Genomic DNA, 18,953 nt, shown 5'->3' with positions numbered 1-18,953 from the left:
CTTTACTCTGGAGTCAATGGTTTTACCAAAACTTGAATCGCCAGTTTGGGATGGTTTCCCTTTTAAAATTATGCAACCATTCAGGGTGGTTAATGAGTGTTACCTAAAGTTAGACGGCGTACAGTCCGTACGCCATTTTTGGGTTGCTGTCTATGCGGCTACATGCGAGTACCGAAAACTCGCTATCCAGCAGGCCTGCTCGGCTTGACATAGCTGGAGCGTCCATATATGTCCATGCGGCTACCAAATATCCAGACTGAATGCCTGCGATTTTGGGTGGGTGTCCTTGATAATTCACCACTACATTAAGATAAGGTTTCCACATATATATAAGGATTAGTGAACAACAAATCGATATACTTATCGTCAATAGTATTCGCAACAATGCATACCCGTTCTTTATCGCTCGTAATACTTAAAATAAGGCTAATCACTCCCAAGCATGACTCCAAAGGGCCATACTCTTTAGCGTTATGAAGTTTACTATTAGCTTGAACCCAATCTTTGATAACTAATTTGCATGGCGTCTCAATAAAGTCACCATTTCTACTGTACGACTCGAAACTAATTTCTATTAAATTGTTTTTGGAGTCGTATAAAAAAGACTCTACAATCTCATCGGGGAAACTATATTCAAAAAAACTCACATTTTCACCTCATTACTGTATCGATATGTGCGCATCTGGACTTTTATGAGAAACCGGCTTCAAGTTTTTATCAAAAGCATTTTTGTTTCCACCTCGATTGATGTGCATGTGATTATAGTCAGTCTTACCATGAGGAGGGTCTATCCTAACTTTCCACTTTCCTCGTTGAAAATGTTGCATGCCATTTCCATCAAATACCTTTTCAAAGCCCGCTTTTTCTAAATCTTTAACTAATTGCTCCCGAGGAACATCCTCAATATTGTTTAAATATTCCCGTACTCTTTTGCGAGTAGAGCCCAATCCCTTATCTGTAACCTTATCAACTAAATTATAAGCTTTCTTAGCCTTAGCAATACCAGCTAATGGCGTAAAATCAGCCATAGCCATGGCCCACTCAGTCGTACTACAACTTGCTGCCGCTCTCATACACATTGCCAGGTCATAACCCGGTGCCAACTCTAAAGCTAACTCTCCGTATTCCTGCGCCCTATCCCAAAATGAATTACCATTAAATGCCTGAGCAAAAGCCGCTGTAACTGCACCGTTAGCAAACTTGCCACCAACCAACTCAGATACAGTACCACCAATAATACCAGCAACTAAAGTTCGTGCCATATTCATTCCAGCACCAACCCCAGGCATAAACCCGTTGACATCCATCCCTTTCGTTAGGCCCGCACTCCAGAATCCATGACCAAAGTTCTGCCCTTGGATTTCAGCAAGTACTCCACCTGCCAATGCATGTGATGCAATATGCTCAAAACTTCCCTCAGCAGCCCCCGTAAAGTTGGCTCCTATCGCTCCAAAAGCAGCACCTGTGGCCGCGCCAGTTAGCGCACCTTTGAGTGAGCCACTACCTACAGCGCCAGCTGCACCACCAGCTATAGCACCTGTTGCAGCACCTTGTGCAATAGGATTTGTAAACAGCTCTAAACCATTCGCCCAATCCCCAGTGTAATATGCAACCACAATAGCAAGCATTGGTCGCCAGTACTTCTTAATAAACTTCCCAAGCTTCTTAAACAAATACCCACTCGGATCCGTATATGACAGCGGATTATTCAACACATAAGAATACGCATTGTAATTCTGCAAATTACTCGGCGCCTGTACCACCGGGTCCGCCTGCATAAATCGACCAGTCTCTGAGTCATAGATACGCCCATTCATATGAATGATACGCTTGTCGCCACCCAGTGAAACCGGTTCATGGCCCGTGTACGCTCTCAGGTTGTCGTTAATGTTGCTAAACACATCCCCCATCAGCCCGGGTTAGACTCTACCTCGCGCTGTTTGCCAAAGATATCGTACGCATAACGCGTCAGGACTTTATGCTCACTGTTGGTTACCGCGATCGTTGAGCCCTGATGATCTGTAAACAGCCATTTGGTTTTACTCAGCTTAGTATCATAATACGTTTGCTGTGCGTCATTGCCGATATAACGGTTGATTACAGGCTTACCGTCCTTCGCCTTCGGGATAGTCAGTTCCAGCGCACCAACGTAGTACACGGTATTCGTGTTGTCGACTCGCTTGTAGCGACGGTTGTTTGCGTCATAACTAAAGGTAACTGTTTCTCCGTTACCAGAGATTTCAGTCGCTTTGTTTCGGGCGCTGTAATCGATTGATGTCGTACCGTCACTGCCAACCCGTTCAACCTGATTACCATTGGCATCATATCTGAACGACTCAGTCTTGCCTGGCAGGGTACCAAAACAGCCAGAATTGCTTGCGCGGCTCCTAGATGAAATGCCATGCAGCGGCGCGTTGCTTTCACCATACTTTTGAGTCCAGCGACCCAACACCATGACCGAAGTCTCTCCATACCCAGAACATTCGATGTCAGTACCAACCAGATAGTCGGCTTTTTCAATAAGATTACCTGACGCTGAGTACTTAAACAGATCGACCTGATTTACGCCCAGCACACGGTTCAGAGCATCGTAATGATAAGTACGTACCGCCATCCCAATTTGAGAGCGGGTTTTCAGGTTACCCAGGCTATCAAAACTATAAATATCGTTTTGAATATTACGGCTACTGTCTGAAATCGTCTCGACCATGCCTTGTTGGTCATACGATATGTTCATAGTAACGCCACCCTTTTCATACTGGGTGACCTGACCACGCTCATTGAGTGCAGCAACTTTGTAGTAAACCTGTCCTGTGTTGCTGTTGCGCGCATCTCTTTTTTCCAACAGCTGACCATTCTGATAAGTCATTGCAACACCGCGGGCTTCAATAAACTTGCCCTGCTCCGTGCGGCGATAATCGTCAACTGCAACGCTAACCGACTGTAGCTATCGTAAAAGTTCTGCTGGATCACACAGCGATTTTCGATTGGGTCCAGGTTAGAGCCATCAGTAATACGTAAATCTGCCGTTGTTTCATTGGGCTCAACTTTACCAGTACATTGAGCCGTTCCATCCAGTGACGTCAGCGTGGAGGATGATCGCCCAAAGATGTCGTAATAGTAAGTTTGTTTCCAGTTGCTTCCAGAATTGGTGAAGGTTCGTAAACAAACTCACTATAAAAAACTTATCTATCTACTACTAAAGAAGTTTATTTAACCTTAATATAGGGCAAAATTATACCATAATAGAAACAACTACTTTCTCACATCAATCCAGCCAAAACAGTGACCTGCCAAGTTGTGAATTTGTACATAAAAGGGAGACAGATTAGGAAGGTATTCATAGCGGAAAGTACCCAGGAGACTGTTTTACTGGCGTCGCTTTGAAAGTCGATAAACGGATGCAGACAACTTAGCAAGCAGAGTTTGCAAGAGGCAACGGCCACCAGGGAGAGTGACCGCTACCGAATACTGACCGCCGCAGACCCGGCGTTATTGGTTAGAAATTACTGTAAATCGCAGTCGATTGATTAAATTCAAATACTGAGATTTGTCCGCAACGAGCGAAGTGATTATTACTGTTGTAGGGGGTGTTGATCTGGCTAATGTCGCCTTCCCAGCCCTGGCCGTTTTTAACAAAGGCTTTGATCTCAAACCAGCCATTGTGGGTCTGGCTACAGTCCATATCTACATCCAACATCCAGTAATGAGCACCCCATTGGTTCAGCTGCGTTTCACCATATCCATTGCTTTCAACCGTGGCTTTGGCTCCCCACTGGGCAGGCCACAAGTTGGTGGTCCAGTCCAGTGCGCTGCCCTGGGCATCTGCACTTTGGCCAGACTCCGCGCCTTGCCAGTCAAGGAAGTTATCACCCTGCTTCCAGCCTTGTGTAGTCGGGTTTTTCAGATTATTGTGACGAACAGGCATCGCACACTGCATGGGTTCCTGAGCACAGTCACGGCCTAAGGTGGCTGCAAAAGTGTGATCTAAGCCACCACGGACAAACATATCCTGGCCCGCAGCTGTTTCGGCCTTAATAAAGATCACAGTCCGTTGCCAGTCACCCACCGGAACATCCGGAGTATCGCCGATTTTACTGTTGTGGTGAATTGCAACTGCACTCATCGGGCTGATGTTGATATTGGCAACGCCACTTTGCGACACGGTAATCTGACTGCCTAAGCAACCATTACCTGCGGTGTTTTTTCCGCCACTCAGAACATCACAGTACACACCTTCGACAAGACCTGTTTGCAACGTTTGATTAAGCGACCCACCTTCACGGTTAATCGCTACAAAGCCTTCATTACCGCGCGAAAATGCAATTTGGTTATTGCCGTTGTCCCACCAGTTGTTTACCGTCCAGTGACCCGTGGTGTTATTTCTGAAATCCATGGCTCCCGCAATCATGCCGCGACGGTGCTCACATTGCCACTCATTAGCAAAACAATTCAGGGTACTGCCCTGATGTACAGAGCTTCCCGGAGGGCCTGCATCACCATCATGGTTAAAGTCATAGCTCGACATCACTTTGGGGTAGCCATATGGGAAGGCAAGCATAAATACGTTAGCCAGATCATAAAGTGCGCCATCCTCATAAGTCACCACATTTCCGGCCCCGCCGTGACCTCGTTGGTTATCATGATTGTCCACAAAGACTACTGCAAGGTGACTTGGCATCATACCCCAGGCTTCACCAAAACTGTTTAACCAGGCCAGTTTGCCCGACTTAAAAGTATCCCCCAGTTTGGTGCTGTACTTGAATTCTGTCACCAATCCATTACCAAAGTACTCATCTGCACGCACAGCCTGACCTCCCTGATCGATCACTTCCTGGAAGACCAGAGGCTCACCATTTACTTTGTTCATGATTGTCGCAATATCCGATGCGGCCATGTGCTTACTGGCATCGAGTCTGAACCCGGCTACACCGATTCCAACCAGATCGTTTAGGTAAGCCGCCAATGTGTTTTGAACATAAGTTGAAGAGGTGTTTAGATCGGCCAGGCCAACCAGTTCGCAATTCTGTACTCGCCATGCATTGTTGCCATAATCAGCGTCGTTAATTGCACACGTCTCGTGGAAGTCTTGCGGACTGTAAATAGGGTAGTGTTTATCACCAAAAGTACTGCCAGCCACGCCTGTGCCGCTGCCGTGTGCCATGTGGTTGATCACTGCATCAACATAGATATTTACACCAACGGCTTTACAACGCTCCACCATATCGGTGAACTGGGCACGATTACCGCTGCGGCTCTCAAGTTGATAGCTGACTGGCTGATAACGTGTCCACCACGGCGCTCCGGTAATGTGTTCACTGGGAGGAGATACCTGAACCGCAGCATAGCCTTTTGGACCAAGAAAAGTTTCACATTCGGTGGCGATATCCTGCCAGGACCATTCGAATAAATGAACAAAAGTAGTGGGAGTTGCCAGTGCCTGAGCGGACATGCCCAACCCTGCGGTAATTAGCGCAGTATTCAACGCTTTGAGTGACTGTTTAACCATTGTGTGCTCTCTGTTGTTGTCATAACGATAATATTTACATCACGGTAACAATATAGAGAGATCCGATTAAACGTCTATTGAATACGTATGCATAAAAGCGCGCCAGTCTGTTCACCACACAATTCGTTCAAAAAGCACACTAACTTCTTCCGTTCCAACCAAGTTTTATATTTTTAGCAATCGAACGGCATCACTCTGACACGATTAAAAAGCTCGACTTAATTGCCTGTTTCAGTAACTTTTAAATAATGTAACTTACTGATATTTATACTTTGTCACAAAAAAGCCGACCGTAACTTCTTGCCTGTTTCAGAACTTCTGGTAACACTTTTCAACATCACCATGTAGCGAGTTACTTATGATCCTAAAACAACTCAGATTAAGCAAGCACCTGACTCAGGCTCAACTGGCCATGATGTCAGGACTCAATATCAGAACCATTCAACGTATCGAACAAGGACATAAGCCCAGCATGGAGTCTCTAAAATGCCTTGCTGCTGCATTGGAGACCGACATTAATACATTACAAAAGGAGTCATTTATGCCAAATCAAGACGCATCCATTCGCCCATTACCTTTGTGGCTCAAAGTATGGTTTTTTCTGGGAACGTTTAAAAGCCAACCCGACAGACGACTTCTGACACGTCTGGAGTTTATACTACATGCCTTTGGTTTAAGTTTTTGCCTTATAGGTCTGTTCAGCGAAGCGGCGCTCGTTGGTGGATTATTATTGCTCGTCAATGCGTATTTCATTCGCTACAGCAAATATCTGGGAGATAAATTCTCAATCTGGTCAGGAAGCTAAGTTAGCAGGCAAGTATTTTAAGCGCTTAGCCCGTACCCGTATCAATTACAAATTTATACATTTATTAACGGAATATTCTGCCCACACCCATTAACTTAAGACACACTGAACAGACAAGCGGGCACACTAATGAGTAAGCGGATCCATGGTATTGACCTTGCCAGAGCGTTGGCAATTTTTGGTATGGTGGTCGTTAATTTTAAACTCGTGATGGGCGCGACCACAGGCAGCACTTTGTTGATATCAGCAAGTGCATTGTTTGAAGGCCGTGCTGCTGCTTTGTTTGTGATACTTGCCGGAGTTGGTCTGGCACTGAGCTGTCGAAAAGCCGAGCAACACAACCTGCTGCAAAGGAAGCAACTGCAAAATAAAGTCGCCATGCGCGGTATTTTACTGTTGTGCTTAGGTTTGGTTTACCTGCCAGTCTGGCCTGCTGATATTCTGCATTTTTATGGCTGCTACTTTATATTGGCTTCCTGGTTACTATTTGCATCTCATCGCACCTTACTTGTGCTCTGTGCTGCAATTGTCTCGACGTTTCCGGCCCTGTTACTCATCATTGACTACTCGCAGGGCTGGCACTGGGATACCCTAACTTACCTTGAACTTTGGACTCCAGAAGGGATGCTTCGGCGCATTTTTTATAATGGCTTTCATCCTGTTTTACCCTGGTTTGCACTACTGGTGTTTGGCATGTGGCTTGGCCGCCAGCCGTTACATCAGAAGGCAACTCAAAAACGATTGTTTAAAGTTGCACTTTTGGTGTTAATACTCATTGAAAGCGCGTTTTATCTCTTCCGTGTGATGGCACAAAACCTGGGTATGCATGGTGAAGAAATCACCTTTTTACTGAGTACAGGGCCTATCCCGCCTTTACCCCAGTACTTGCTCTCTGCCACCGCCAGCTCAATGATAGTCCTGATCATCTGCATCAGGCTGGCACAAAGTTATCACCATACAGCGCTATTTCGCTCTTTGGAAGCAACAGGTAAGTTATCACTCACATTTTATATTGCGCACATTATTATTGGTATGGGCATATTAGAGGCAATGAATATGCTCGGAGGTCAATCAATTGAGATGGCTCTATGTAGCAGTCTGTTTTTTTGCTTGTCAGCCTGGCTGTTTGCCACACTATGGCACCGACGATTTACTCAGGGTCCCGTCGAGTGGTTATTCAGGCACCTCATTTCACGTGCTGAGACCTGTTCAAATAGGATCTTGCGCGTAAATAATACAGAGTAAAATATTCACAAACCGGTAAATCCCCCTATTCCAACTCACAAAAAACAACTAATCCCCTGATTAATGGAAGAATTTTTATGGCAAGCTGCTTGCACCTAACACCATACTAATTCTCGCAATCAAGGAGTTATTATGAGTACCAAAAAATCGGCCGCTAACAGTCAGGTAAACCAAGAGCACACACACCCGGTATCAGATCAGTTAGCTGATTCTCTGCATTCCACCGTTGATGCTCTGCACGACACAGCAGCCAAAACTGAAGAGCAATTAAGGCACAAGGGCGATGCCTCAAGCCAGGCTCTGCAAGCACAGAAACGCCTTCTTGAGAAAAAATGGAATGCCTCGGGTATTAAGGAATACGCAACCGAAAACCCAGTTAAAACAGCGGGCATTGCATTTGGTGCCGGTGTCCTTCTGACCATGCTATTGCGGGGTAAGTAATATGAGCGCGTCATCAGGCAATAACGCTGGACATCACCAATCGGCAAGCATGGGTGCGCAGTTGCAAGGGCTATTGCACGCAGGTAAGTCAGTTACCACCAGCTATGCTGAACTTGCCCGCGCTTGCGCTGCATTGTTAAAGGCCAAACTTCGTGCCCATTTTAAAGCTATCCTTGCCTGTATTATCCTGCTGATGATTTCTGCACTGCTTATTACAGTAACCTGGCTGTCTCTTCAGGGCTTGATTGCCTATGCGATGGTACAAGCCGGTCTGAGCTGGTTTGTATCCGCGGGATTGCTGATGACGCTAAACCTGGCACTGATTTACTACCTGATAGCAACTGCAATACAGTTGTTCGATAAAACCACTAACGATCTGCTTGATGTGTTTTGATTCAAGATTTTCGAAGGGCGTTATAATGAACTGGCTTGCACGTTTCATTTACCAAACCGCACACAAAGAGGTGCAGCAGCAACAGCTGCGCCTTATGAAGCAGTTATATCATGCGCAGTTCAATAAAAGGCGCTTTTGCTGCAAAACCAAGGCCATGGCGAGCACACCTGAAGGTATTGCACTGTTGGCACTTGGCGGTGTGCTGTTGTTCAAAAGCAAACACAAAATTTCAGTATTACGAAAGCTGGTCATGCTCAGGCGCTTGATCCGGCAAACATAGGCGGCCATGCGATCCTACGTCTGCAGTCTAACCCTTAACAGAACCTGGCCTGAACATTTTATAAGCTATCTACATGATATAGAAACTAATAAAATGTACCTTTATTGCTCCAGATCAATAGGTGCTGTTATTTTACCTTAACGATTAATACTTTTTTCTGTCATCATTAATGGGTAATTTTAGTCTCAACAGATTACAAAACCCATTCTTTTTTATTAATGTAACTAAAAGGAGTATTAAGATGTATTACATTAAATCTCTCACTGCCACGCTAATCGCTAGTACCGTTTTTTGCACTTTTTCTGCCACGACTTTGGCTTCTGAGTCGCCCTCATACCGGTTTGTCGACCTGGGTACTCTGGGAGGAAGTGAAGCGGCTGCGCTGGATATAAATGACCTCGGAGTCATAGTTGGCTGGTCCACCCGAGATAACAATATGGGTTGTACTTCTCCGGTAAGTAAACCGATGAACTGTGAATATGCGTTCAAGTATCAAGACGGTGTCATGATTGATCTCGGCCATAGTCAGGACACAGTACAGTCTTCACATGCGGTAGCCATAAACAATCACTCAGTGGCCGTGGGATATGAGATTTTACGCGGCATTAACAATGATACAAAAATGGGGGAGAGCTATCATCAACCAGTCAGATTTGAGCAAGGTGCTCCCCAAGCTCTGCCGGTACTCAGTAACAAGCCTCTTGACAGTGCTATGGCCGCTGATATCAATGACCAGGGCAAAATCATTGGCTGGGCTGACAACCATAGCGGCCAGGACACTTTGGTATCCTGGCAGAACAATATCATTTCAACAGAAGCACAGCACAACACTTATTATCGACGCGCCACTGGCCTGAATAATCTGGGTGATATTATTGGCTTTGAATATGAAGCCTGGTCATACAAGCCCAACAGAGCCTTTATTTATAAACACGGACAGGTATCGGTGATAGATGAGCATGAAGGCGTTATGAGCGAAATGAATGCAATCAATGACTATGGCATGATTGCCGGCTCTAAGATGGTCCGTGCCATGACTCCGCTGAAAGCAACCATCTGGTATCCCTCTATGCTTGGGGGTGTTGCAGAACATGTTGTCGGCGGACTACAGCAAACATCACGCGAAGAATCAGCCTTCAATGACATTAACCGCTCAGGTACTGCCGTTGGTTTCTCATCGACCTCTGACACCATACAGGCCACTGTTTATTATCGAGGCAAACTGTATGATTTAAACCGCCTGGTTTCAGTACCGGGCTGGCTGCAAACAGCTGAAGCAGTGAATGAACGTGGAGACATTGTGGGCATTTACGTTAACAAGGACAACCAGCGTCGTGCCTTTTTGTTAGAAGTACAGTAATCACGCTCCCCTGAGACGTTAATTAGCAACTGGATCCCTGGCCGTGAGGTTTGGTCAGGGATCCCACCATATTCCCTACTTCCCTCCTCCCTACAATAAAAAATTTTCGACTAAACTGAAATGAAACTTGGTCAGGGCAGGTCTTGTCGTTACAGCAGCATGTTCAGGTGGCAATTGGCTACCAATAAGTACGGGCATTGAACATGCTGCTGAACTACCTTTCCACTCTATGACAACAGCAATTATGGATCGGTAACCGCCATACTCTGTTTGGCACACACTCAATGAGGAAGATAAAATGAAAGCACTAACGGGGGCCGCTATGGCGGTCATGGTTGCAGGCCTGGTAGGTTGTAATGCAACAGACAATTCATCACCCAATGCAGCAACCACAGGTACGAGCGGTGCAAGCACCGATCTGGTACATTGCTATGATGTGAATGTGTGTGGTGGTCACAATGACTGTAAAACCGCCAACAATGCCTGCTCAGGACAAGCCAGTTGCAAAGGCACTGGGTTCGTCGCTATGCCAGGTAAAGCGTGCGCAGATGTAGGCGGTAAAGTGAAAGACAAATGGGTCGGTTCTGTTGCCAAGTCAGATCTGGTTAAATGCCATGATGTCAATATCTGCGGTGGCCATAACGACTGTAAAACTGCCAACAACGCGTGTGGTGGTCATGCTTCATGTAAAGGCACGGGATTTGTAAAAATGCCTGTCAAAGCTTGCCAGGATATCGGCGGCAAAGTCGAAAGCTAATCGTTCCGTATTACAATTTACGGCCCAGTTTTAGCTTGTGATACGAATCCGCATCGCAAGCTAAACAAAGCCACTAGCCCAAATGGACCTAACTTTGAACACATCACCTCCCTATCTGGGTTTTGGCCTGGGACTACGTACCTGTTATTTTGAAGACATCATCAACTCTGAGCCTGAAGTCGACTGGTTTGAGGTTATTTCAGAAAACTACTTTGTTGAGGGTGGCAAGCCCTGGCACTATCTTGATCAGATAAAAGAACGCTACCCCATAGCCATGCACGGTGTCTCAATGTCAATTGGCAGCACCACGGAGGTCAATTTCGACTATCTGAAAGATTTGAAGCGCACCATAGAGCGCATCCGCCCAGCCTGGGTATCTGATCATCTGTGTTTTTCATCTCTTGGCGATTTTAATAGTCATGACTTGTTGCCACTCCCTTACACCGAAGAGGCACTCACACATTTATGCGATCGCTTGCGAATTGTTCAGGACTACCTGGAGCGCCCACTAATCCTGGAGAATGTCTCCAGCTACCTGACGTATCATCAATCTCAGATGACCGAATGGGAGTTTCTCGCTGCGCTGCATCAACAATCGGGCTGTCAATTTTTGCTCGACATCAATAATGTCTATGTCAGCGCCAGAAATCATGGCTTTGATGCCATGGATTACCTCAATGCCATTCCACAGCAAGCCGTTGCACAGATCCATCTGGCTGGTCACAGTGATTTTGGCAGCCATATTGTGGATACACATGATCAGCCTGTTTGTGACGCAGTATGGCAATTATTTCAGCGTTACGCACAATCTCGCTTACCTATCAATTCGATGATCGAAAGAGACGATAATTTCCCGCCTTTTGATTCTCTGATGGCCGAGTTAAATCAAGCAAGAAAGCTTGCCCCTTTGAATTGGAGAGCTAATGACTGAACTGGCCAGCATTCAACAAGCGTTTATGGCCTTGCTTAACGGCACTGATCAGGATTTGATTAACCATATTGCGCCACAACCTGGTTTGGATGCCAAGCACCGAGCCCTCATTTACCAAAATGCTTACCGCATCCGCCTCACCAAAGTATTAGAGCAAGATCATGAGATGCTGGGGCGCTATCTGGGTGACGATTTGTTTGATGAAATGGTGACGGGATATTTGGCTCAGCATCCCTCAAATGACCCTTCGTTAAGGCATTTTGGCGACAAACTCCCCCACTTTCTTGCCAGTCAGCTTCCTTTTTCTGAATATGGGATCCTGAGTGAAATCGCGTTGTTTGAGCGTCAGCTGCTACAGGCGTTCGATGCGCCTGACACTAAGCGCCTGACCCTGTCTGATATTCAACAAATCCCCGCTGATTTATGGCCGAATATTGTTTTTTCTTTGCACCCAAGCGCACGACTGCTGTGTTGTCAGTTTGCCGCGGTTGAAAGCTGGCAGGCACTTAAGCACGGGAATTCGCCCCCTTCGCCAGAGCTTGAGTCTGAACGCTATTGGCTGGTTATTCGCGAGACCGATCTGCGCACTACCTTTCATCCTTTATCACTACATGAGTATCAATGCCTGCAATCGATGGGCCGAGGCTTGCCCTTTAGCTTCGTTTGCGAGGCCGCAGCTAATATTCATCACGATGCTGAGGCTGGCACGCTCGCAGTCATGCAGTTATTACAAAAAGCTCTCGCAGCAAACTGGCTGGGTGACTATCAGCTGCCATAAAACGCCACGTCTAAATGGACCAGGAACTCTATGAAACTTAGTGAAAAAATCCGCCTTTATCAGCTCAGTCTTATCGCCAGTATGTTATTTGCCTTTGTCGGTTTTGCCTATAATGCCTGGCGTCTGGAAGTCTCGGAGCAAAATAACAATATACGTACCGCTTGCTTCGAGATGCTAAAGGAGCTCGCGCAGTTAGAGCAACTGATTTATATCGCCCATTACGATCAAAATAGAACAGAGGGTAGCCCGCGAAAAGGGTGGATCAGTGTCGGGTTAATCAATGACTTCAGTTACCTTACAAATGGCGATCTACAACAAAGTGCCAGAACACTGAAAACGACCTGGAACGAAAACTGGCAAAATATTTACGCCAGCACACAAGCTGTTGATCTTGTTGTCAACGATATAGATAGCGTTCGTAGTGAAATCAAACTATTACTCAATGATCTGGAGTGATTTGACTGGCCGATTCGTTTATCAGGGGGAGCCTGACCTCGAAACACGCACCGCCCAGTTCAGCGTTTTCGTCACTGACCCGAACAGTGCCATGATGCTTGATAGCGATGGACTGAACGATTGCTAAACCCAGCCCACATCCACCTGAATCTCTGGAGCGACTAGGATCCAGCCGGGTAAATGGCTCAAAAATGCGCGCCTGTTTTCCAGGTGGAATGCCTATGCCATCGTCAGCTATGCGAACAACGACTTCGCCCCCTTGAATGTCAGACTCTATACGCACTCGAGATCGAGCAAATCGACCCGCATTGCGCATCAGGTTGGTGAACAGACGTTTCACCTGTGCCTCATCCCCACGCCAGTGTATATCGACGCTATCCAGTTCAAAACCGATATGGGGGTAAAAAGGCACGACTTTGTCCAGCGTTTCCTGCAATACAATATCCATATTCAGCGCGGTCAGATTTGGTTTGACTGAGTTGTCTTTGACTCTGGCATAATACAACAACTCACTGACCAGACTTTCCAAATCCTTGAGTGACTGACTCAGGCTGGTATGAAGCTCACCTCGTTCATCTTCACCGGCTTCCTCCAGCATATCCAGTGCAAACTGCATCCGCGCCATTGGACTGCGGAATTCATGTGCCACGCCATGAAGCAGATCTCGCTGCAAAGTGATCCTGGCCTCTCCTTCACTGAGCTGAGCATCAACAAGCTGCGAAAGCTGTTGCAGGCTGGTGTTCAGATCCTGTGGTTGACTCAAAGGTACAGGCATCGTGTTCAATCGTGCCACTAAAGCCTGACGCTCTTTATTTATCACATACCAAAATATCAAGAGTAGTAACAGGTTAAGGCAAGCTGATACCAACCAGTCAAACCAGTCGACCAGAAAATAATACATATTCTGTTCGACCAGTGGCCCAACCTCGAGCACGTCTTTATCGTTTAACACAAAATAGACGGTTGCGTTTACGTAATCCACCAGTCCATGCTGATTTTGAGATAAGGCTAACTCGGCTAGTAATTCCTGTGAGAAGTACTCAGCATCACGCGGTATCAGCAGCGCTTGCGTGTCATATTGCGCTTCCAGCTGCACTTGGATACCCGATAAAGACAAACGCTCAGGGTCTCTAAGCACTTCAGATATCTGCGCTTTCACATTATCCAAAAATTGATTCTGTTGTTCGATATACCGAGTTTCTATGTCGATAAGTAAGGTGTTGCGTACCGTAAAAGCCACCACACTATTAAGCACAATTGCCACAGCAATAAAGGCGAACACCCGTAAAGTGTTAACTTGCAATCAAATATCCCTTGTTTCTTACAGTTTTAATTATTTTAGGTTCCTTAGGATCGTCGCCAAGCTTTTTACGCAACCTGGAAATACGTAAATCAATCGAACGATCCATGCCGTCAAATTCCAATTTAAAGAGCGTTCGATACAGCTCATCCCGCGATAGAATTCGCCCGGGTGAGCTGGCAAGTAACCACAGAAGTTCAAATTCAGCACTGGACAGAAGAATTTCTTTATCACCACAGGTTGCCTTACGTTTGGTCAGATCCACGCATATCTCACCTTCATGGATGGTTCTGACATGCTGACTGCTTTGCGCCAAGAGCATATCATGACGCCTGAGCTGGGCCCGAATATGTGCAAGCAGTACCCGGGGTTTAACTGGCTTACACAAGTAGTCATCGGCGCCGACTTCCAGGCCGGTGACTTCGTCTATGTCGTCTACCAGAGCTGTCAACATGATAATTGGCCCACTGAAACTTCCCCTGATCTGACGACAAATACTCAACCCATCTTGGCCAGGCAACATAAGGTCAAGTACCAGTAAATCAGGGGCAAATTCTCTTACACGCTCCACTGCGCCGCTCCCCTGGGCATAACATGAAACACAGTAGCCATTTTTTTCAAGAAATAGCGACATCAATTGGGTCAGTTCTGTATCATCATCTATCAGTAATATTTTTTGTTCTGTTGTCATTTATCGCCTGTTCAAACACGCTTCGTACATTTTGATATTAAACTCCCTGGCGTATCGATAAGCCTCTGAGCGCGCTTTTTTATCAGCTTCACTACGCAGCGTATCTCCTGTCCCGGGCATAGCTTTAACACCACACTGAGCCTCCAGCTCTTTAAATGCCAACTGCTCAAAACCAGGTACAACGGGCCTTCTTCCCGTCGTGTAATAAAGTCGGAAATCTTCCATGGCCAAAGCCTGAGACACTGCCTGATCTAATTTGCTGTCTGCATTTGAGGCTTGCTTGCTCATGCCCTGACACCCCGTAGTTATACCTATAGCGAACAAGGCCATCGCCATAGCAAGTTTACCTGCCATACTTTTTTACTCCCAATCTGATACCGCAGCATATTATCAAAACCCACAGCACAGCAAATAATGTGCCTCCTGACCCCCATCATTGAGCGATTGTACCGGTGGCTCGGGGAGCGGGTTAGGCTCAGGGTCTGGCTCTACAGGGGCTGCTACTGTCACTTCAACCTCGCCGCTTGCACTACCACCATTGCCGTCACTTACCGTGTAGCTAAAGGTCTCTGTGCCTGAAAATGTGCTGCCTGCGGTATATACTAAACTGGCAGACGCAATCGTTACTGTTCCATCTCCCTGATAATCCACACTTGATATGCTCAATATATCGCCATCAACATCACTGTCATTACTGAGCACAGGCAACACAACCTGACTGGCCTGAAACGCAACTTCGACTCTGTCGTTTAGCACTGTCGGCTCATCATTCACCGCAACCACTGTGATTGTTATGTTGAACTGCTCACTGATTTGATTGTCTTTGGTCGCGGTGGCAGGCACAACCAATGATCCATTAAAGTGCTCATCCGGGATCACCGTGGTACCGTCAAGGGTATAATTGTCACCTGCCATCAATGTAATAGAGTCGATAGCTAAGTCAAAGGCAAAGGTTAAGTCCTCTTTTTTTACCATTAACCGCTCATCTTCATTGACTGAAAGCGGATCCTGAGACTGATAGACAGGAATGATGGGCTCCGCCGGTCCATCAAAATTGATAGTAAAGTTTCCTGAATTGATCGCAAAAAATATGTTGTCTGGGCAATGTACTTTTACTCTGGCTTGATTGGTGCTTATGGCTGACGTGATCAGCACATCCTGTTGTCCATCGTTATCCACTCCGTTTGCCAAAGAGGTCGGAAAACTCGCTCCACCATCTGTTGAGAGGCTAATACTGACTCTGCTGCAAGACACTGGTGCGTTTTGGGTATTTGCTGTATCCCAGATAACTGAATGCGTTGCAGAGTCCCACTGACTGCTGCTGTCAGGCTGTGTCACCCTGAATCCGTTGGTTGAGTTCACAACGGTTACCTGCATCGCATCGCTTGCAACATGTCCCTGACCATCTCTGACAGCAAGACGAAAACTAAGCGTTCTGTTTGTCGTCGCATAAGTCTCACCAAGTACAGTACTGTTGGTCAGAATATCTATTAACCTCGGAAAGGTTCTTACGGGTTCAGAAGTTGGGTCAAACACCCGAAATAAAGGGCCAGTCCCCCTGTCAATGGCGTCCTGATCAGGACTACTAGTAGCCGTTCCCAAATCGAATTGCTGCCAACTGAAAGTAAGCGTGTCTGAATCTGGATCTGTTGCGCTGCCAGTCAGAGTAAACGGTGTTCGTGCCGGAATGAAATAGTCACTACCGGCATCAACCACGGGACTTTGGTTTGTCAAACCTGTTCGGCTACCACAGGTATTTCCGACGCCCTGACGGGTGACTTCAACCATCTGGTCGATAGAGTGCAAATGAAAAAAGGGATCTGAGTTTTTTTGTAAATCCTGGGTACCACATATACCTGTGTATCCCATAATGGTGGATCCACTGGCCGGCTCAAACGCAGATAATCCGGAGCGATTTCCCTGACAGGCACCCACTAAGCCGTTGAAAGTGTGCTCAGCGCCAAGTTGATGGCCAATTTCGTGGGCTACATAATCGATATAAAATGCATCTGATTCAGGTACGGGACTACCAGTCAGGCCCGCTGCTTTTTGAGAGGTGCACACCACCCCTAAACCTGCAACCCCTCCGCCTTCAGTCACCACTAAATGCCCGATATCATAATCAGAAGCGCTGATAACCGCCTCTATGGCATCTGTGATAGTGTCACCATCAATATCCTGATCTGAGTTCGTAAAGGGATCAGTCGCCGCATCAATAAATATCAGTTGATCATTGTTGGCCACTAGTTGGAATGTAATTCCCAAATCTCGCGCATATACCTGGTTGACCCGATTGACCATAGTGACGAGCGCCGCCAGTGCAAGCGCGCGAGTCCCCCCATGATAGGCGGTATATTCACCCGTCGCCGTAACTGCCAGCCTATAAACAATCCGCTCACTAATCTGGCTGGTTTGCATTAAATCACCAGGTCTTTTTTCTAAAGCTTCTGATAACTCAGCAAAGCGTATCGGTGGATGACGCTTAATCTTAACCGAGTTGGCCTGCTTCATAGCATGCGTAAAATAGTAACTACGGTACTGCTTCGTTCCTTTTACTGGGTCTATGTACACTGTTTTTCCATCGTGCTCAAACATCCCAAAGAACCCTTTTTGTGATAGGTCAAAAGAGCCAAGGTTGTCAGGCCTATCTATCTGAGACCCGTGAAACGTCATTATCTGCGGATACTTGCGGGCAAGTTCCGGAGCCATAACCTGACTAGGCTTAAGTCGATAAGTGACGAATTGGCCAGAAGGCAAAGGAAGTGCCATATCAACAAAGTCGGAGGTTGCTAGCAATGCCTGAACGCTGGACTCATCTAGTGTCAGAATTTGCTCTGTGCTTTTTAGATTGATTTGCGGGTTTTGCTCAAGCAAGGTCCAGTGAGTCTGCCCTATAGAATGGACCGCGATTGCACTTTGGCAGGTTAAAATCAAAAACAGGCACATCAGTGAGAGTTTATTCATGGTAAGCCCCGTCGGATTGTTGTCATTGCGGTCATAATTCAACCATACAACTACAAGCATAGACTGTAAGTAACCATTTGTAGGCGCTTTGTATCAGGATTGATAAATGTACCTAAATCAATTGCAAACTTGATAATAATAGAGAAACCGACTAAGGTGCCGTACCTTATTTAATGACAGCCACGTTACTGTAAATTGCACTATCCTGCACAGTTGACATGTATCTCGCAGCTGTCTTTATTAACCTCGCCAGAGGTCCTTTATTTATACAAAGTTTTGCGCTCTCACCAGCTTTGTCAAAGGTAGATGGCCTAACGATATCTGCGCTTAGTTATTATTAACCCAATAGTTCCAATAATTGTAGGAGCCAGCCAGGCCATTAATATCGCCTGTTCACCGAGTAGCTCAGCGAGCAGGTAGCGTCCACCAACCGCACTAAAAGCGGTGTATGCAGCAATGCCCGAGCCTATCATCGCACTGAGATGTTCAACCACCCACTGTCCGGGCTTGACTGTGTTAGCAAATGAGTAACGCATCATCCTGATAACAATGACAAGACTGAGAACACTAAATACCATGTACAAGATATGACCGCCTCGGCTCCCCAGATATCCAACATAGAGTGCACTGCAGCATAACGCGATATAATTGACTACCATATCCGCCCGCATCAACGATTGACGAGATGCTTTATCCCGAAGCGCACGGACCCCATGCATGACCGAAGTTAGAACAAGGAAAGAAAGCATGAGCAGGAAACTGGCTCGCTCACGAGCTGTATCAATAAACAGTGCCTTATTCAGGGCCTGTGAATAGCTAGCCTGGTATATCACAATCGGGTCGAGTAAAACCAAAAAGCAACACAAAATGCCCGATAATGCGACCATTTGCATACTGTAGGTATAAGCTCTACCAGCCTGATTGTGGATCTTTGAGCCCTTTTTAGCCAGCACAGGGACCCAGAATAAAATTAACGCACAGCTGCCCACAATGATGTGGAGAACGAGAGAAAACTGATGAAGATATTGCATGATTTATAGCC

Annotated in this window: 18 protein-coding genes; 10 read left to right on the top strand and 8 right to left on the bottom strand. The window is 46.4% G+C overall.

All coding sequences use genetic code 11. The features are described from left to right. Positions 1-659 precede the first annotated feature (659 nt). The 3 genes from ELR70_RS25300 to ELR70_RS04260 form a co-directional block, all read right to left on the bottom strand. Complete coding sequence (locus ELR70_RS25300) at positions 660-1,910, bottom strand: RHS repeat-associated core domain-containing protein (protein WP_241566280.1); 1,251 nt, start codon at positions 1,908-1,910, stop codon at positions 660-662. Then, positions 1,910-2,869, bottom strand: coding sequence for a hypothetical protein (locus ELR70_RS25295; protein ID WP_241566279.1), 960 nt, complete (start codon positions 2,867-2,869; stop codon positions 1,910-1,912). Before ELR70_RS25295 ends, ELR70_RS25300 begins: the two co-directional genes overlap by 1 nt. 630 nt (positions 2,870-3,499) lie before the next feature. Beyond that, positions 3,500-5,452, bottom strand: a complete 1,953-nt coding sequence (locus ELR70_RS04260) for an alpha-amylase family protein (protein ID WP_235577045.1) — start codon at positions 5,450-5,452, stop codon at positions 3,500-3,502. Positions 5,453-5,867: 415 nt separating this feature from the next. On the opposite strand from ELR70_RS04260, the gene ELR70_RS04255 reads away from it, so the two are divergent. The 10 genes from ELR70_RS04255 (at position 5,868) to ELR70_RS04210 (ending at position 12,956) form a co-directional block, all read left to right on the top strand. Beyond that, positions 5,868-6,314, top strand: coding sequence for a helix-turn-helix transcriptional regulator (locus tag ELR70_RS04255; protein WP_054013508.1), 447 nt, complete (start codon positions 5,868-5,870; stop codon positions 6,312-6,314). A gap of 129 nt (positions 6,315-6,443) precedes the next feature. Further along, the gene (locus ELR70_RS04250; RefSeq protein WP_054013509.1) at positions 6,444-7,559 is read left to right on the top strand and encodes a DUF418 domain-containing protein; all 1,116 of its coding nucleotides are present in this window, start codon (positions 6,444-6,446) and stop codon (positions 7,557-7,559) included. Between the two features lie 132 nt (positions 7,560-7,691). Then, positions 7,692-8,000: a DUF883 C-terminal domain-containing protein gene (locus tag ELR70_RS04245; RefSeq protein ID WP_054013510.1), complete on the top strand. Its 309-nt coding sequence runs from the start codon at positions 7,692-7,694 to the stop codon at positions 7,998-8,000. A gap of 1 nt (position 8,001) precedes the next feature. Further along, positions 8,002-8,394 (top strand): hypothetical protein, encoded by a 393-nt coding sequence (locus tag ELR70_RS04240; RefSeq protein ID WP_054013511.1) that lies wholly within the window; start codon positions 8,002-8,004, stop codon positions 8,392-8,394. Positions 8,395-8,419: 25 nt separating this feature from the next. After that, the gene (locus tag ELR70_RS04235) at positions 8,420-8,674 is read left to right on the top strand and encodes a hypothetical protein (protein ID WP_054013512.1); all 255 of its coding nucleotides are present in this window, start codon (positions 8,420-8,422) and stop codon (positions 8,672-8,674) included. A 241-nt stretch (positions 8,675-8,915) separates the two neighbouring features. Then, a complete protein-coding gene (locus ELR70_RS04230; protein WP_054013513.1) occupies positions 8,916-10,034 on the top strand; it encodes a DUF3466 family protein in 1,119 nt (372 codons plus the stop codon). Positions 10,035-10,332: 298 nt separating this feature from the next. Then, a complete protein-coding gene (locus tag ELR70_RS04225; protein ID WP_054013514.1) occupies positions 10,333-10,791 on the top strand; it encodes a hypothetical protein in 459 nt (152 codons plus the stop codon). A gap of 94 nt (positions 10,792-10,885) precedes the next feature. After that, entirely contained in the window at positions 10,886-11,722 is an 837-nt protein-coding gene (locus ELR70_RS04220) for a DUF692 domain-containing protein (RefSeq protein WP_235577042.1), read from the top strand. After that, on the top strand, positions 11,715-12,500 hold the full coding sequence (locus ELR70_RS04215; protein ID WP_054013516.1) for a DNA-binding domain-containing protein: 786 nt from the start codon (positions 11,715-11,717) through the stop codon (positions 12,498-12,500). Before ELR70_RS04220 ends, ELR70_RS04215 begins: the two co-directional genes overlap by 8 nt. Before the next feature lie 30 nt (positions 12,501-12,530). Then, positions 12,531-12,956, top strand: a complete 426-nt coding sequence (locus ELR70_RS04210; RefSeq protein WP_054013517.1) for a hypothetical protein — start codon at positions 12,531-12,533, stop codon at positions 12,954-12,956. Here ELR70_RS04210 and ELR70_RS04205 read toward each other — a convergent pair. The 5 genes from ELR70_RS04205 to ELR70_RS04185 all read right to left on the bottom strand — a co-directional run bounded on the left by ELR70_RS04205 (position 12,940) and on the right by ELR70_RS04185 (position 18,942). Beyond that, positions 12,940-14,259 carry an ATP-binding protein gene (locus tag ELR70_RS04205; protein ID WP_054013518.1) on the bottom strand — a complete coding sequence of 440 codons (1,320 nt, stop codon included), beginning with the start codon at positions 14,257-14,259 and terminating at the stop codon, positions 12,940-12,942. The genes ELR70_RS04210 and ELR70_RS04205 overlap by 17 nt on opposite strands. Beyond that, on the bottom strand, positions 14,249-14,947 hold the full coding sequence (locus tag ELR70_RS04200; protein WP_054013519.1) for a response regulator: 699 nt from the start codon (positions 14,945-14,947) through the stop codon (positions 14,249-14,251). The genes ELR70_RS04205 and ELR70_RS04200 overlap by 11 nt, the downstream gene beginning before the upstream one ends. After that, positions 14,948-15,301: a hypothetical protein gene (locus ELR70_RS04195; protein ID WP_054013520.1), complete on the bottom strand. Its 354-nt coding sequence runs from the start codon at positions 15,299-15,301 to the stop codon at positions 14,948-14,950. 36 nt (positions 15,302-15,337) lie between these two features. Further along, the gene (locus ELR70_RS04190; RefSeq protein WP_164881427.1) at positions 15,338-17,911 is read right to left on the bottom strand and encodes a reprolysin-like metallopeptidase; all 2,574 of its coding nucleotides are present in this window, start codon (positions 17,909-17,911) and stop codon (positions 15,338-15,340) included. Between the two features lie 311 nt (positions 17,912-18,222). Beyond that, complete coding sequence (locus ELR70_RS04185) at positions 18,223-18,942, bottom strand: hypothetical protein (RefSeq protein WP_054013522.1); 720 nt, start codon at positions 18,940-18,942, stop codon at positions 18,223-18,225. Positions 18,943-18,953: the final 11 nt, after the last annotated feature.

It is taken from the genome of Pseudoalteromonas sp. R3 (assembly GCF_004014715.1).
Classification (GTDB): Bacteria; Pseudomonadota; Gammaproteobacteria; order Enterobacterales; family Alteromonadaceae; genus Pseudoalteromonas.
Note: the sequence above shows the minus strand (reverse complement) of the source record. Positions and strands in the feature narration are given on the sequence as shown.